The organism is Eikenella corrodens (assembly GCF_900187105.1).
Classification (GTDB): Bacteria; Pseudomonadota; Gammaproteobacteria; order Burkholderiales; family Neisseriaceae; genus Eikenella; species Eikenella corrodens.
Map to the genome: position 1 here is coordinate 1,844,632 of NZ_LT906482.1, position 15,685 is coordinate 1,860,316.

Below are 15,685 nucleotides of genomic sequence, written 5' to 3' on the forward strand. Positions count from 1 at the left end.
GAATCCAATGTTGCAAGAAACAGGAGCATCTCTATTTCAACCAACCAGCTTTGATTGCCAGCCGGGCACTAAATCCTTTCAACTTGGAGGGGATTATAAAGATAATGGTCGGGAGAAATATTGACCAAAATCAAATGAACGACAATTCATAGCCCGAAAGTTTGGCAATTTATGCGTAAAAGAGGCTCCGTTAGCAAATTATCGGTGTGTTCTGGCTTTTCAGGTAGCCTCAAATAGCTTAAACGGGCTGCCACAGGGTATGCCGGCATGCTAAAATGTCTGTATATTAACAAGATGCCGTGCAACAGAACAGTTAGCGGGCAGGGGAATAGCCCTTGCCAACCGGCCTTAACTAGGGAGTGGCGGTATGTGGCCAGGCCGCAATAGCCGCCAAAAGAAAGATTTAAATACGGTTGGAACGAATGATTAAATTTGCACTCGGGCGCAAAGCCGTTAAGCTGGTGAAAACAAATCGGACGGAGCAGGATAATCTGCCTGATGCCGAAGCCTACTACCGACGCGCCCAACAGCTGTTGGAAGCAGAAGACACCCGCGAAAAAGCTGTGGTCGATATGCTCCAGGCCGCCGAAATGGGGCATCAGCAGGCGCAATACGAGCTGGGCGAATGGAACCGCCAAGGCCAAAATGTGCCGCAAAACTATGCCACCGCACTATATTGGCTGGAGCGTGCCGCCGCTTCAGGCTACCTGAAAGCCGCTTACAGCCTGGCTTTGATGCAGGCTAACGGCGAAGGCATGCAGCAAGACGTATTGGCCGCCAGCCAAGTGATGCAGCATCTGGCTGCGCAAAAATTCCCGCCGGCTATTGTGTGGCTGATGGAAAACGCGGCCGCCCACGGCCAGCACCAAAAAGCCTTCGCCTGGGCCTCCCATGCTGCCGCGCTGGGCGAACCGCAGGCGCAATATCATATGGCCTATGCCCTCCTGCACGGGCTTGGCACCAAAACCGATGTGCGCCAAGGCATCAGCTGGCTCAAACGCGCTGCCGAACACGACTACGGCGATGCGCAATGGCAGCTCGCCCGCTTGTATGAAACCGGCCGCTTCGGTGGCATGGACAAAGCCAAAGCCCTGCATTGGTATGAGCGTGTGGCTGCCAAAGGCGTGGTGGCTGCCCAAAGCAAGGCCGGGCATATGCGGCTTAACGGTATCGGCTGCGCTGCCGACCCCAAAGCCGCCGTGCAATGGATTATCCAAGCTGCCAACGCCAATGATTCCGAAGCACTGAACCTGTTGGCCAAACAGCTGCTCACCGGGCAGGGCATCCAGCAGAATTTCGAAGCTGCCGTGCGCTGCCTGGAGCAGGCCGTGCGCTTGGGCAATGCCGACGCCATGTATCAGATGGGCGATGTGTACCGCTACGGCTTGGGCGTATCTAAAGACGACAAACTGGCACGGCAATGGTATGAACAGGCCGTGCTCAACGGGCACGAAGAAGCCAAAGAAAAGCTGGCCGAGCCGGTGAAACCCCAGCGCCGTGCGTCCGACCCGGTGTGCCATCTGCCCGATCCGGAAGAACAGCTGGCTGAAGAACACTACCGCCAAGCCTTCGTTTGTCATTTCGGCCTCAACGGCGCCACCCAAGACATCGGCCAAGCCTTCGCGCTCTATAAAGCCGCCGCCGAATACGGCCTGCCGCGTGCGCAGACCAACCTCGGCATGATGTTTTTCCTTGGCGAATTTGTGGGCAAAGACTACGAAAAAGCCGCCGCTTGGTTTAAAAAAGCCGCCCTCCGGCACGACCCCGTGGCGCACTACAACCTCGCCTGCCTCTACTACCACGGCTGGGGGGTGCGCGCCAACGCCGGCGAAGCAATTTCCCATCTCAAAGCCGCGATTGCCCAAGGTCATAAAAACGAAGGCGAGTGGCAGAAGCTCTTGGAGCAATGGCAGGAAGAATTGGCTTAGGGCTGCCTGAAATCAAAAGGCTACCTGAAAAATGGCAAACGGTTTTTCAGGTAGCCTTTATATGCAATGATGGCGAAACGCAACGCCTGCCTTAAAATATTTCGCCGCAGGCACCGCCTGCCTGCACTTTAAACCCGACGCTTCCGCCCTTATTTGCCGCTTAGAATTTACTCAAGGCCGACTTGCCCGCAAACCCCGCTTTGCGCCACAATAAGCCCATCCCGCATAACACAGAAAAAGGAATAAATCATGTCTGACATTGATCACAGCGATCCCATTATCTTCACTGAAAGCTGCTGTAATAAGGTAGCCGAGCTGATTGCCGAAGAAAACAACCCCGATTTGAAACTGCGAGTGTTCGTGAACGGCGGCGGCTGCTCCGGCTTCCAATACGGCTTTACTTTCGACGAAATCGTGAACGACGACGACTTCCAAATCGAAAAAAGCGGTCTTGTTTTCCTAATCGACCCGATGAGCTACCAATACCTGCTCGGTGCGGAAATCGACTACACCGAAGGCTTGCAAGGTTCGCAATTCGTTATCCGCAGCAACCCGAATGCCGTAACTACTTGCGGCTGCGGTTCTTCGTTCTCGGTTTGATTGCTTCAAGTGCATGAATGAAAGGCTACCTGAAATTTTCAGGTAGCCTTTTAAATAAGAATGCTATGGTACTGGCTCGCCGCCTTATCTTTAATCCGCTATATATTAAATGGCATAAAAAAGCCGGCTGTTTCCAGCCGGCTGGTTTTATTTTAAGCGAAGCGATCAAAGCTATCTGCTTATGCGCCGTATACCGGGAATTGGTCGCACAGGGCTTTCACTTCGCCGGCTACGCGGGCCAGGTTGGCTTCGTCTTCGGGTTTGTCCAGCACATCGGCCACCAGATTCGCCAGTTTGCGGGCGGCAGCTTCGTCGAAGCCGCGGGTGGTGATGGCGGCAGTACCTACGCGGATGCCGGAGGTAACGAAGGGTTTTTCCGGGTCGTTCGGGATGGCGTTTTTGTTGATGGTAATCAATGCTTTGCCTAGTGCAGCTTCAGCGGCTTTGCCGGTGATGTGTTTCGGGCGCAGATCCACCAGGAAAACGTGGCTTTCGGTGCGGCCGGAAATGATGCGCAGGCCACGTTTTACCAGCTCTTCGGCCATGGCGGCAGCATTGATCTTCACCTGTTTAGCGTATTGCTTGAATTCAGGCGACAGGGCTTCTTTGAAGGCCACGGCCTTGGCGGCAATCACGTGCATCAGCGGTCCGCCTTGCAGGCTGGGGAAAATAGCGGAGTTGAGCGCTTTTTCGTGGGTATTGTCGCGGCACAGAATCACGCCGCCGCGCGGGCCGCGCAGGGTTTTGTGGGTGGTGGTGGTAACGAAGTCGGCGTGCGGCACGGGGTTTGGGTATTCGCCGGCGGCAATCAGGCCGGCATAGTGTGCCATATCCACAAACAGATACGCGCCCACTTTATCGGCGATTTCGCGGAATTTCGCCCAGTCGATTTCCAAGGCGTAGGCGGAGGCGCCGGCCACAATCATTTTGGGTTTGTGTTCGAGTGCGAGGCGTTCCACTTCGGCGTAGTCGAGCACTTCGTTTTCGTCCAGGCCGTAGGTGATGGCGTTGTAGAGCTTGCCGGAAATATTTACTGATGCGCCGTGGGTGAGGTGGCCGCCGTGGGCAAGGCTCATGCCGAGGATGGTGTCACCGGGTTTCAATACGGAGGCATATACGGCTTGGTTGGCCTGCGAGCCGGAGTGGGGTTGTACGTTGGCATAGGTGGCGCCGAACAGTTTTTTCACGCGTTCGAGGGCAAGCTCTTCGGCCACATCCACGTGTTCGCAGCCGCCGTAGTAGCGTTTGCCGGGGTAGCCTTCGGCGTATTTGTTGGTGAGCTGGCTGCCCTGGGCTTCCATCACGGCGCAGCTGACGTAGTTCTCGGAGGCAATCAGCTCAACGTGGTCTTGCTGGCGCTTGTCTTCGGCGGCAATGGCGGCGGCGAGGTCGGGATCGTATTTGGCGATGGTGATGCTGCGGGAAAACATATTTGGGTCTCCTTTGACAGACAATAGATGGATGCTGGCGGGCAGCGGGGGATAAGCTGAACAAACCTGCTCTTGCCCCGACTGTGCCGTTTGTACTGCCGACGGTTGGCTGGGGAAGGGGAGTTTATTTAACTCATTAGGCGGTATTGTAGCCGAATTCGGTGCCGATAGCTAAAGCCCTTTGCTTCCTGCGGCGGCGGCTGGTCTGGCTATATGGATTAGCCTATTTGCGGCTTGTGGCTTGGCATGTAGCAAAGTCCTTCAGCTGTATGCGGCTGGCAACGAAGGTCACCTGAAAGCGGGCTCTGCGGGTTTCTGCGGAGCCAATATTTCAGGTAGCCTTTGATCTGCGGCAATATTATTAAAGATAGTTGGCCGGATTACGGCGCGAGGTTATCTTGCAGCCATTTCAGGTAGCCTTCTGCGCCGCCGGATACGGGCAGCAGCAGGATTTGCGGGCAATCGTAGCTGTGCTGTTCGAGAATCAGGCGTTCAACGGCGGGATAGTGCTGCTCGGCGATTTTGATGGTGAGTCGGATTTCGCTGTCGCAACAGAGCTCGCCCTGCCAGAGGTATTGGCTTTGAATGGCTTCGTATTGCACGCAGGCGGCGAGGCGCTGTTGCAATAGGAGCCTGCCGATGCGTTCGGCTTCGGTTTGGCTGGGGCAGGTGGTGAGGACGATGGCTGGTTGGCAGGTAGGCATGGCGGTAAGGAGGAGATGGGTTTCAGGTAGCCTGGCTGGGTACAGCAGACTGGCGGATATTTTGGGTTCAATAGGGGAAGTGTGGCGGATAGTTTTTCAGGTAGCCTTTCCAATCCAAAGGCTACCTGAAACCGATCAGCTTATTTTTCCAACACACTGGGTACGAAGCGCAGTAGGGTGTCGCGCAGGGGGATGAGTTTGCCGTGGAAGAAGTGGGAGGATTGGGGCAGCACAACCACGGGGATGTCTTGCGGGGCGGCCCAGCTGAGGGCGTTGGCCAGTGGGACGACTTCATCAATTTCGCCGTGGACTACCAAAGTATGCGCCGGGTCGGCGGCTTGGGCGGCGGGCACTTCATACATGCCCACGGCGGGGCCGAGCAGCACGAGGGCATCGGGGCGGCGCTGTTGGGCGGCAAACAGGCTCACGTAGCCGCCGAAGGAGAAGCCGGAAATGATGAGTTGGGCTGCATGGGGGTGTTGGTTCTGGGCGTAGTCGATGACGGCGAGGCAGTCGTCGGTTTCGCCGCGCCCGTAGTCGTGTTCGCCTTCGCTTTCGCCCACGCCGCGCAGGTTGGGCAGGTAGCAGTGGAAGCCTAGGCGGGCATAGACTTTGGCGGCGGTTTGGATCACTTTGTTGGTAAACGTGCCGCCGTGCAGGGGGTTGGGGTGGTTGATGACGGCCACGCCGCGCTCGGGGGCCTCGGGCGGCAGGTAGATGGTGTGCAGGCGGCCGGCAGGGCCGTCTATCCAGAGTAGGTGTTGGGGAGCGAGCATTTGGATTCTCTTTGTTTATAAATGGATTTTGATTTTAACTGCTAAGGCGGATGTTTTCAGGTAGCCTGAACGGGCTGATGAGGCTACCTGAAAATGAGCAGTATTGATCTTAAGCCTGGCCGAGGAATAGGCGGTAGGCGGCGTTGTCAGTTTGCTCGGTGTGCACATAGCCCAGCTCTTGCAGGAAGGTGGCGAAGGCTTGGTGGTCGGCGGGAGGCACATCGATGCCTACCAGCACGCGGCCGTAATCCGAGCCGTGGTTGCGGTAGTGGAACAGGGTGATGTTCCAGCTGCTCTGCATCCGGCTGAGGAAGTAGGCCAGCGCGCCGGGGCGTTCGGGGAACTCGAAGCTGAATAGGCGTTCGTGCGCCACTTTGCCGGTGCGGCCGCCTACCATATAGCGGATGTGGATTTTGGCGGTTTCGTCGTCGGTGAGGTCAGTGTTGGGCAGGCCGGCGGCGGTGAGTTCGGCGCTGATGGCGGCCAGGTCGGACGCGCCTTTGCTTTGGATGCCCACGAAAATGTGTGCGATGGTGTCGTCGCCGTAGCGGTAGTTGAATTCGGTGATGTTGCGGCTGCCCAAAATATTGATGAACTTGAGGAAGCTGCCGGGCTGCTCGGGAATCGACACGGCAAAAATGCCTTCGTTGCCTTCGCCCAGTTCGCTGCGCTCGGAAACGTGGCGCAGGCGGTGGAAATTGATGTTGGCGCCGCTGGTTACGGCAATCAGGGTTTGGCCCTGCGCCTGCTCGCGGGCGATGTAGGCTTTGAGGCCGGCCAAGGCCAGCGCGCCGGCGGGCTCGCAGATGCTGCGGGTGTCGTCGAAAATATCTTTAAGCGCGCCGCAGATGGCGTCGGTGTCTACTGTGATGATTTCATCCAAGAATTCGCGGCATAGGCGGAAGGTTTCTTCGCCCACCAGTTTCACCGCCGTGCCGTCTGAAAACAGGCCAACGTCTTTGAGCGCCACCAGGCGGCCTTCTTCGATGGAGGTTTTCATGGCGCAGGAATCGTGGGTTTGCACGCCGATTACTTTGATTTCGGGGCGCACCTGCTTGATGAACACGGCCACGCCGGCCGCCAGACCGCCGCCGCCGATGGGCACGAACACGGCATCAATTGGCTTGGAGTGCTGGCGAACGATTTCCAGCCCGATGGTGCCTTGGCCGGCAATCACATCGGGGTCGTCAAACGGCGGGATATAGGTTTGGCCGCTGCTTTTGGCCAGCTCTACGGCGTGGTCGTAGGCATCGTTGAACGATACGCCTTTGAGCACCACTTTGCCGCCGCGCGAGCGCACGGCGTCCACTTTAATCTGCGGCGTGGTTTCGGGCATCACGATGGTGGCTTCGCAGCCGAGCTTCTGCGCGGAAAGCGCCACGCCCTGCGCGTGGTTGCCGGCGCTGGCGGTAATCACGCCTTTTTGCAGCAGCTTGGGCGGCAGCTTGGCCATTTTATTGTATGCACCCCTGATTTTGAAGGAGAAAACGGGCTGGAGGTCTTCGCGTTTGAGCAGGATGCGGTTGCCGCTGCGCGCGGAAAGGTTGCGGGCGAAATCGAGCGGCGTTTCGGCAGCCACGTCGTAAACAGAGGCAGTGAGGATGCGGGTAAGGTAGTCGGTGTGGGGCAAAGGCATGATGGCGGTGTCTGAAATCGTTTTGAAAGGCGGCAAGATACTCCGTTTGCGCCGCCGCTGGCAAGAAAAATCAGGTTAAACGCTTAGCAATACAAGCTTGAGCGGCTATAATCGGCACAATTTTGCCGCATGATTGGCTTTTGGCGGCAGGCTACCTGAAAAAATTTCTGCCTTGCAGCACCTCTGCTGCGCTTTAACTTCGTTACAGTTCCACTTTCAGGTAGCCTCAATCCCAAGCCTGCTGGCGGCAAGCCATTCAATAAAATCAAACAGACAACGCAATGAAACAAAAACTCACCCTTCTCACCCTATCCCTTTTAGTGGCCGGCTGGCAGGTGCAGGCCGCACCGCAAGCCGCTTCCGCCCCCCGCCAAGCCTCCGCTCCCGCCGCTTCTACTCCGGCTGCCGCTGCCAATTCCGCCGCCACCCAGCCCGTAACCGCCGTGGGATTGCCAGAAATCAAAGCCTCGGCCTATGCCGTGTACGACGCACAAAGCGGCCAGATGCTCGCCTCGCACAAATTAAACGAACACATCGAGCCCGCCTCGCTCACCAAGCTGATGACCGCCTATTTGGTGTTTAAAGCGCTGGAAGAAGGCAAGCTCAAACCGGATCAAACCTTTACCGTTTCCGAGCAGGGCTGGAAAGCGGAAGGTTCGCGCATGTTCCTCGACCCGAAAACCCCTGCCCGCGTGGACGATTTGCTCAAAGGGGTGATTGTGCAGTCCGGCAACGATGCCTCTATCACCCTGGCCGAAGCCGTGGCCGGCAGCGAAGCGCAGTTTGTGCAGCTGATGAACGCCGAAGCCAAACGGCTCGGCATGAACGATACCCATTTTGAGAACAGCACCGGCCTGCCCGGCGCGCAGCACTACACCTCGGTGCAAGACCTCATCACCCTTTCCGCGGCGATCATTCACGACTATCCGCAATACTATCCGCTCTACGCCATCCAATCCTACAGCTACAACAACATCACCCAGCCCAACCGCAATCTGCTGCTCTACCGCGACCCCGACGTGGACGGCATGAAAACCGGCCACACCGACAGCGCCGGCTACAACCTGGTGGCTTCCAGCAAACGCAATGGCCGCCGTGTGATTTCCGTGGTGGTGGGTACCGAAAGCATGCAGGCGCGTGCTGCCGAGAGCAGCAAATTGCTCAACTGGGCGCTGCAATCCTACGACACGCCCAAGCTGTATGAGGCCGAAACCGCCATTTCGCAGGTGAAAGTGTATAAAGGCGCGGATAACGCCGTGAACGTGGGCTTTATCGACGCCACCTACATCACCGTGCCGCACGGCCAGGCCGCGCAGCTCCAGCCCGTGTTGGAAACCGTGCAGCCCGTACTCGCGCCGATTAGCAAAGGCCAAGTGCTCGGCACCGTGAAATTTATGGACGCACAAAACCGCGTGGTGGCGCAGAAAGACGTGGTGGCGCTCAACGATGTGGCCGAAGCCGGCTTCTTCGGCCGCCTGTGGGACAGCATCGTGCTGTGGTTTAAGAGCCTGTTTAGCGGGTCTTAACACGGCGTAATTAATGCGATAAAGGCTACCTGAAAACTCGGAACGGGGGTTTCAGGTAGCCTTTTTTGGCTGCTGCCTATCGGCGGTTGGCGCAAAAGCCTTGGGGGATGACGACATCGACCGAACCCAGGCGGTTGGCGAAAGTAAGGTGTTCGTGTGTGGCGAAATGGCGGTTGTTTTCGGCATTTGTCCGATCATTGCAGGTGGCGTTTTCTAGAGATTGTTGGAGAAAAGTGCGGAAAGCGGATAAATTTGGGCCGATGATGGATGGGTCGGTAATCATGAAGTATCGGTGCATGGTTGGATTCTTTGTGTCCATTGCTACCCGTGTCAAAGTTAGTTGGTCGTTCAGTTTGAGTGGTAACTGTTGATTTGTAGTGGCTACAATGTTGGCTGCGACTTCCATCTTTTCGGACTCTGTTTGGGGGTGAATGGTGGAATGGGTGGCGCAATATCCTTTAGGGAGTGTGGCAGTAATGGCATCATTGTGCTTATCCGTTAGACGATAACGCATTGTTACGTCTGATAGATTGCTGAGTTGCCAAGTTTCTCTGCTTCCGCATAAAAATCCTAAGTTTAGATCTGATAGATTGGATTGCAGGAGAGGCAGCAAGTCAATCGGAAGGGGTTTGGGCTGAGAAGGGGATTCTGGATTGATAACGACATCAAACACGACATGGCCATTTTCCAACAATACTCTATGGCTAGCGGTGTTACTGCCGAAACGAACAGATGGTTTGCGATTGATGGAATTGATGACGGTTTGCAGCTCTTGCCGGGTGGGTTGGGCTTGGATGCTTGGGGCGGCGGCCAGCAAGACGGTTAGGAGGAGGGTTTGAAGGCGTGCGGACATGAGGTTTCCTGTTGCTTCCCGGGTTGGGCTACCTGAAACGGGGTTTCTGCGGAGCTTGGCTTGCGGGTGGTTTTTACATGGTATGAGTTCGGTTTTCAGGTAGCCTATCGGCTGCCTTGCTCACGTTCCTGCCAGCGTTGCAGGTTTTTGTTGATGATGGCGGCTTCGAGTTTTTCCACGGCCATGCGGCTGTTCCACAGCGGGCGTGCCTGTATGCGGCAGGCTTCGGCGGCGGCGAGGGCTTGGGGGGTTACGGTGTGCGGATCGAGCACGAAGGCTTCGTTGCGCGGGATGTCGCGGGTGAGGGCTTGGCCGCGCCCGAAGAAGCTGCTGTAGAGGGTGTTGGTGAGGAGCGTGCCTTGGCCGTTGGCGCAGTTTATGTGCAGTTTCAATATGTTGGATCGTGGTGCGTTGCCGGATTCCTCATCGGTGGAGTTGATGATCATGTTGAAGTACACGCCGCTCGGGGTATCCGGGTCGAAGCGGGTGCTGGCAAGGTCGAAATAGGAGCTGAGGTGGTTTTCGCAGTTCCAGCAGACGAGGCCGTGGGTTTTGTGGTCTTGGTTGAGGCGGTCTTGTGGGAGGACGGTATGGCGGGTGAGCAGGACGGGGCTGTTTTGGGTTTTGCTATACATGGTGCTTTCCACCAGTACGGCATCTTCTTGGGTGGACTGGGGTTTTTTGAATTTTTGGGTGTGTGACACCATAGATAGGTCTTCACCTGCGGCGGGCGTTGGAGCGGCTGCGGGGATGGAGGCAGTGTTCGGTGCAGGTGCGGGCGCAGAGGGGGCTTGCTGTATGGTTTCGGATGGGTTGGAGCAGGCGGCGAGAAGGGATATGGGCAGGATGGAGAGTAGGGATTTCATGATGGAGGGAGTGGAGAAGATTTAATTGTTCTCGGTTATACAGGCTACCTGAAAGCGGGTTTTGCAAATCTCTGCGAAGCTAAAGTTTCAGGTAGCCTTTGTATGCCGGGCAGCTTATTTTGCGTCTTCGGTGCAGCTGTTTTTGGTAACGGTGGCTTCGAAGGGTTCGGATTGGCCGGGGAGGGTGAAGTGGTGGGTGGTGGGGTAGTAGCGGTTGCTTTGGGCGAGCAGGGGGTCGTCGCACACGAGGGTGCGGGCTTCGGCCTGCAGTTTGGCGCGGATTTGTGCGACGGGCTGTTTGGCGAGCTCGGGGTCGTTGAGGGTGAGGTGTTTGTGCATGGTGCGCGCGGTGTGGTCGAAGCGGACGCGTTGCAGGGTGAGCTTGTCTTCGGTGAGGGGGAGGCGCTGGTTCATGCCGGGAATGAGGAGGATGAGGGCGGCGATTTGGCCGTTTTCTTCCTGTTGTGCCGGGCTTTGGCTGCTTTGGATTTGGGCGCAGCGGCCGGCAGGGATGGTGAGGTTGATGGGGGTGGTTTCACCGCTGATGGTGTAGCGGGTGGTGAGGCTGCGAGTTTGGTTGAGGGCGGGGAATTGGGGATGTTCGCACCAGGAGGCTTCGGCAAGGGTTTGCAGGGCTTGGACGGTGGGCTCGCGTTCGGCGGCGGGCGGCAGGGGGAGTTGTTGGCTGTCGATGGCGGCGTCGATCAGGATGTTGCCGCCTTGCGCGGCAGCGCGGCGGATGGTGAAGGGGCCGGATTTGATGGGCGCGTCCCGGTTGATGCTGCGGATGAATTGGGGCAGGCCGGCGGCTTGGCGGGCGGGCTGCTTGGCTTGGGCGGCAAGGGGCAGGGCGGCGGCGGATAGGATGAGGGCTAATTTGATGGCTTGCATGGTGGTTTCCTTTTATGCGGGTTGGAGGCTACCTGAAAACTGCGGTTTGGTTTTTCAGGTAGCCTTTTTCTATTTTACGTTTTCTTACAGCACAAGAGGCTGTGGCCGAGGCCGAGGTTGTCGTGGATTTTGGCTATTTGCAGGCCGGCGGCTTCGATGCAGCGGCTGAGGTCGGCGCTGTGGAAGATTTTGCTGTTGCCGTTGGCCAGGGCGGTGAAGTAGAGGCTGGTTTGGGTGAGGCAGTAGGCGGCGGTTTCATATTTTTGCCTGTCCCACAGAGGCTCGAGGATGTAGAGGGTGCTGTTTTCGCTCATGCTGGCGGCGGCACGGCTGAGAATGGAGGTAACTTGCTGTTCGGTAAAGCAGTCGAGGAATTGGCTCATCCAGATGGCGTCGAAGCCTTCGGGGAATGTGGTGTCGGGGGCGAGCAGGTTGGCGGGGTGGCCATGGATGCGTTCGGCACCGGGCAGGCCGGCGGTGTGCTCTTTCATCAGTTGGATTTGCTGGGGCAAATCCATGATGGTGACTTGCACTTCCGGGTTGTATGCCACGCATTGCAGTGCCCAGCGGCCGGTGTTGCCGCCCACGTCGAGCAGGCGGCGGACTGGTTGGGAATAGGGGATAGTTTAGGTTTTGGTGTATGCCTAGTTAAAAGCGAGGTATGGATGCCAGCCATTTGCTATTTTAGGCTACCTGAAAACTTCAGTTTCGTTGCAATCTGGTGATATGGCATTTTCAGCCAACCCTTCTGCCGCTGGCTTCCCTCCAAATGCTTGCTATACAATGCCGCCTTCGCGCAGCGTTTCGCACACATCATGGAACAACTCGAATTTTTCAGCATTCCCAGCCCCTGCATCGGCGTTTGCCAGGCCAATAGCAAGGGCTATTGCAAAGGCTGTTTGCGCAGCCGTGAGGAGCGGCTGTATTGGCTGAAGCTTACGGATACGCAGAAGCAGAACGTGCTGCGCCTGTGCCGTTTACGCAAGCGCAAGCTGTTGCAGTTGGCGGCTGAACAGCAGGCTGTTTCTATTGAACTGCCGGAGCAGATGGATTTCGATTTTTTCTAAGCATCCTGCTCATTCTTCTTTCTCTTTTATCATTAAACATCAATCATGTTGGTTTTATCTGCTTTATCTTTTTTTCCTGACTCTTGGACATGGCAGTTTCTTGCCTTGGCGGTTTTGTGCAGCGTGGCGGTTTCGGTGCTACTGAAAATCGCGCGCAAAAAAGGGGTTCACATTGAGCATGCGATTGCGGTGAACTATATTGTGGCCACGGCCTGCTGCTGGTTTTTGCTTGCGCCGCCGCTGGATAGCCTGCGTGGGGCGGATATTGGGGGCCTGTGGCCGTTTTTGGCTTTGGGCGTGCTGTTGCCGAGTATTTTTGTGGTGATGGCGCGGGCGGTGGAACAGGCGGGGATTGTGCGCTCGGATGCGGCGCAGCGGCTGTCGCTGGTATTGCCGGTGTTGGCGGCTTTCCTGCTGTTTGGCGAACGGCTGAACAGCAATAAAATTGTGAGCATTGTGCTGGCCTTCAGTGCGCTGGCAGCTTTGCTCTACAAGCCTGGCAAGGGTAAGCAAGATGGCGGGATGTTTTGGCTGGCGGGAGTATGGCTGGGCTTTGGGGTAATTGATATTCTGTTTAAGCAGTTATCCAAAACTGGGCAGGCGCTGTCGTTGAATCTGTTTGTGGCTTTTGCGCTGGCTTGCGTGTTGATGTGGGGTTATGTGTGGCGGCAGGGCAAACCGCTCAAGGCGGCGGATTTTGCCGGCGGTTTGCTGCTTGGGTTGTTGAATTTTGGCAATATTCTGTTTTATATCAAGGCACACCATGTGTTTTCCGGCGACCCGACCTTGGTATTTGCCGGTATGAACTTGGGCGTGATTGTGTTGGGCACGCTCACCGGCGCGCTGGCATTCAAGGAGAAGATTTCGGCAGTGAACCAAGCCGGCATTGTGTTGGCACTCGCGGCGATTTACAGCCTGTTTTATCTGGATTGGCTGCTGGCAAAGCTGGGCATTGCGATATAAGTTTCAGGTAGCCTTGATCGACGCCGGAAGGCTACCTGAAAAACAATTCGGCTGTTTGGCTATGCGAATACAAAGGCTACCTGAAACTTTCAGGTAGCCTCTTGCTTTACCCGCGCCGCAAATATTCTGCCAGCGGCTTGGGCAAACCGTATTCCGCCGCATTGGCCCATAGGCTGCCGTGTGCCGCAGCGGCCGCCACGCCGTTTGCCTGCAACGGCGTAATCTGCAACAGGCGGTGCGTGAGGCGGTGGCTCACCAAATCCCCTTCGGCCAAATCTTCTACGGCCACGCCGAAAGCGGCTGCACGTTCATACAAGTCATCCAGCCGCTCAAAGCAGGGCACGCAGTAGAGCCCGCCCCAAATGCCGCCGGACGGGCGTTTTTCCAGCAGCACCCTGCCCCGTTTGTCGCGCAACACCAGCCAATACAGCGCCACTTCCTTCACCGCCACTGCGGTTTTCTTGCGCGGCAGTTCGGCAATCCGCCCTTGCTGTTTGGCCAGGCAGATTTCCGCCATCGGGCAGGCATAGCAATGCGGTTTGCTGCGTTTGCACACCATCGCGCCCAAGTCCATCAGCCCTTGCGTGTAGGGGGTCATGTCCTCGGCTGCGGGCAGCAGGCTTTCGGCCAAATCCCACAAAACGGTTTCGAATTTTTTGTCGCCGATTGCCCCGTCTTGTGCAAACACTCGGCACAAAACGCGCTTCACGTTGCCGTCTAAAATCGCTTCGCGCCGGCCGAAGGCAAAGGCGGCAATCGCCGCCGCCGTGCTGCGCCCCACGCCCTTGAGCGTTTCCAAGCCTTGGCGCGTATCGGGAAAGCGGCCGCCGAAATCGTGCATCACTTGTTTGGCCGCCGCATGCAGATTGCGGGCGCGGCTGTAGTAGCCCAGCCCGGCCCACAGCGCGAGAACTTCGTCTTCATCCGCCGCGGCCAGCGCGGCTACGTTTGGAAACGCCGCCAGAAAACGCGGGTAGTATGCCAACACGGTGGCCACCTGCGTTTGCTGCAGCATAATCTCCGAAAGCCACACCGCATAAGGATCGCGCACCTGCCAAGGCAGGCCGTGCCGCCCGTGTTGCTTTTGCCAGCGCACCAGCCGGGCGGAGAAATCTGTGTTCATAGATAAGGCTACCTGAAACCGAAAATCCCGTATTGTATAGCGGATTAAAATGGCAATGATACTGCCCAAGCTGCCGCCGGATGGTTTTCAGGTAGCCTTCCGCCGCAATCTGCCCGTTTCCCGCTATAATCGCAGCCCAAACCAACCACGATTGCCAGTCATGACCATCCATACCCTCTTCGCCACCTGCCCGCGCGGCCTCGAAACCATCCTCACCCAAGAGCTGGACGCCCAAGGCTGCACCCATATCGCCCCCACCGATGGCGGCGTATCCTGCCAAGGCAGCCTCGAAGCCGCCTACCGCGCCAACCTCCACTCCCGCACCGCCAGCCGCATCCTGCTGCAACTGGCCAAACAGCCCTACCGCAGCGAAGACGACATTTACCGCGCCGCCAAAAGCATTCGTTGGGAAGACTGGTTTCATGCCGGGCAAACCTTCAAAATCAAAGTGGAAGGCAAACGCGCCCGCGTGAAAAGTCTCGACTTTACCGCCCTCAAAATCAAAGACGGCCTGTGCGACCGCTTCCGCAGCAACCAAGGCCAACGCCCCAGCGTAGACAAATCCAATCCGCACATCCGCATCCACGCCTTCATCAGCGAACAGCATGCCGCCATCTTTATCGATACCAGCGGCGAAGCCCTGTTCAAACGCGGCTACCGCCAAGATACCGGTGCCGCCCCCCTGCGCGAAAACCTCGCCGCCGGCCTGCTCCTGCTCGCCGGCTACAACGGCAGCCAGCCTTTCCAAGACCCTTTCTGCGGCAGCGGCACCCTCCCCATCGAAGCCGCCCTTATCGCCACCCGTCGCGCGCCCGGCCTCGAACGCCGTTTCGGTTTTGAGCAGCTGGACAACTTTGATGCCGACCTCTGGCAGCGCCTGCGCCAAGAAGCCCAAGCCGCCGTGTTGCCGCAAGCTCCCGCACCCATCGCCGGCAGCGACACCGACCGCCGCCTGATTCAAACCGCCGCCATCAACGCCCGCGAAGCCCAAGTGGCCGGGCACATCATTTTCCAGGTAGCCGACGTGCGCGACACCCGCCCCAACGGCGAAAACGGCATCCTCCTCGCCAATCCGCCCTACGGCGTACGCCTCGAAGAGGTCCAAACCCTGCACGCGCTCTACCCCCAGCTCGGCTCCTGGCTCAAACAGCACTACCCCGGCTGGCTCTGCGGCCTGCTCACCGCCGACCGCGACATGCCCAAACTCATGCGCCTGTCGCCCAAGCGCAAAATCCCCCTGTATAACGGCAACCTCGACTGCCGCCTGTTCCTGCTTGACATGGTGCGCGGCTCCCACCGCACGCCTAAGGTGGAATAGCTGT

General features: G+C 57.5%; 14 protein-coding genes and 1 pseudogene. 6 read left to right on the forward strand and 9 right to left on the reverse strand.

Annotated features, from left to right (window positions below):
* Positions 1 to 422 precede the first annotated feature (422 nt).
* Together CKV94_RS09340 and erpA are read left to right on the forward strand one after the other, a co-directional pair.
* Positions 423 to 1,928: an SEL1-like repeat protein gene (locus CKV94_RS09340; RefSeq protein ID WP_003821810.1), complete on the forward strand. Its 1,506-nt coding sequence runs from the start codon at positions 423 to 425 to the stop codon at positions 1,926 to 1,928.
* A 249-nt stretch (positions 1,929 to 2,177) separates the two neighbouring features.
* The gene (gene erpA, locus CKV94_RS09345) at positions 2,178 to 2,528 is read left to right on the forward strand and encodes an iron-sulfur cluster insertion protein ErpA (RefSeq protein ID WP_003821808.1); all 351 of its coding nucleotides are present in this window, start codon (positions 2,178 to 2,180) and stop codon (positions 2,526 to 2,528) included.
* A gap of 179 nt (positions 2,529 to 2,707) precedes the next feature.
* Here the strand turns inward: erpA and glyA are convergent, their stop codons facing one another.
* From glyA to ilvA, 4 genes are all read right to left on the reverse strand, one after another.
* Positions 2,708 to 3,958, reverse strand: a complete 1,251-nt coding sequence (glyA, locus tag CKV94_RS09350; RefSeq protein WP_003821807.1) for a serine hydroxymethyltransferase — start codon at positions 3,956 to 3,958, stop codon at positions 2,708 to 2,710.
* Positions 3,959 to 4,338: 380 nt separating this feature from the next.
* Positions 4,339 to 4,662 (reverse strand): divalent-cation tolerance protein CutA, encoded by a 324-nt coding sequence (cutA, locus tag CKV94_RS09355; RefSeq protein WP_003821805.1) that lies wholly within the window; start codon positions 4,660 to 4,662, stop codon positions 4,339 to 4,341.
* Positions 4,663 to 4,802: 140 nt separating this feature from the next.
* Positions 4,803 to 5,438 (reverse strand): alpha/beta hydrolase, encoded by a 636-nt coding sequence (locus CKV94_RS09360; RefSeq protein WP_003821804.1) that lies wholly within the window; start codon positions 5,436 to 5,438, stop codon positions 4,803 to 4,805.
* A 109-nt stretch (positions 5,439 to 5,547) separates the two neighbouring features.
* Positions 5,548 to 7,074 carry a threonine ammonia-lyase, biosynthetic gene (gene ilvA, locus CKV94_RS09365; protein WP_003821803.1) on the reverse strand — a complete coding sequence of 509 codons (1,527 nt, stop codon included), beginning with the start codon at positions 7,072 to 7,074 and terminating at the stop codon, positions 5,548 to 5,550.
* Between the two features lie 281 nt (positions 7,075 to 7,355).
* Here ilvA and CKV94_RS09370 point away from each other — a divergent pair, with 281 nt between their 5' ends.
* Entirely contained in the window at positions 7,356 to 8,600 is a 1,245-nt protein-coding gene (locus CKV94_RS09370) for a D-alanyl-D-alanine carboxypeptidase family protein (protein ID WP_003821799.1), read from the forward strand.
* 76 nt (positions 8,601 to 8,676) lie between these two features.
* Here the strand turns inward: CKV94_RS09370 and CKV94_RS11235 are convergent, their stop codons facing one another.
* The 4 genes and pseudogenes from CKV94_RS11235 to CKV94_RS09395 all read right to left on the reverse strand — a co-directional run.
* Positions 8,677 to 9,453: a hypothetical protein gene (locus CKV94_RS11235; protein WP_035579710.1), complete on the reverse strand. Its 777-nt coding sequence runs from the start codon at positions 9,451 to 9,453 to the stop codon at positions 8,677 to 8,679.
* Between the two features lie 104 nt (positions 9,454 to 9,557).
* The gene (locus tag CKV94_RS09385) at positions 9,558 to 10,319 is read right to left on the reverse strand and encodes a surface-adhesin E family protein (RefSeq protein WP_155114494.1); all 762 of its coding nucleotides are present in this window, start codon (positions 10,317 to 10,319) and stop codon (positions 9,558 to 9,560) included.
* Between the two features lie 114 nt (positions 10,320 to 10,433).
* Positions 10,434 to 11,210 (reverse strand): hypothetical protein, encoded by a 777-nt coding sequence (locus CKV94_RS09390; RefSeq protein ID WP_003821794.1) that lies wholly within the window; start codon positions 11,208 to 11,210, stop codon positions 10,434 to 10,436.
* A 74-nt stretch (positions 11,211 to 11,284) separates the two neighbouring features.
* Positions 11,285 to 11,818 (reverse strand): annotated as a pseudogene (locus CKV94_RS09395) (methyltransferase); the annotation flags it as partial.
* 207 nt (positions 11,819 to 12,025) lie between these two features.
* Between CKV94_RS09395 and CKV94_RS09400 the strand changes: the two are divergent.
* Complete coding sequence (locus CKV94_RS09400; protein WP_023886358.1) at positions 12,026 to 12,277, forward strand: DUF1289 domain-containing protein; 252 nt, start codon at positions 12,026 to 12,028, stop codon at positions 12,275 to 12,277.
* 45 nt (positions 12,278 to 12,322) lie between these two features.
* Positions 12,323 to 13,240 carry an EamA family transporter gene (locus CKV94_RS09405; RefSeq protein ID WP_003821788.1) on the forward strand — a complete coding sequence of 306 codons (918 nt, stop codon included), beginning with the start codon at positions 12,323 to 12,325 and terminating at the stop codon, positions 13,238 to 13,240.
* A 106-nt stretch (positions 13,241 to 13,346) separates the two neighbouring features.
* Here CKV94_RS09405 and mutY read toward each other — a convergent pair whose 3' ends face one another.
* Positions 13,347 to 14,363, reverse strand: coding sequence for an A/G-specific adenine glycosylase (mutY, locus tag CKV94_RS09410; RefSeq protein ID WP_035579703.1), 1,017 nt, complete (start codon positions 14,361 to 14,363; stop codon positions 13,347 to 13,349).
* 160 nt (positions 14,364 to 14,523) lie between these two features.
* On the opposite strand from mutY, the gene CKV94_RS09415 reads away from it, so the two are divergent.
* Complete coding sequence (locus CKV94_RS09415) at positions 14,524 to 15,681, forward strand: THUMP domain-containing class I SAM-dependent RNA methyltransferase (protein ID WP_035579700.1); 1,158 nt, start codon at positions 14,524 to 14,526, stop codon at positions 15,679 to 15,681.
* The last annotated feature ends 4 nt before the right edge of the window (positions 15,682 to 15,685 follow it).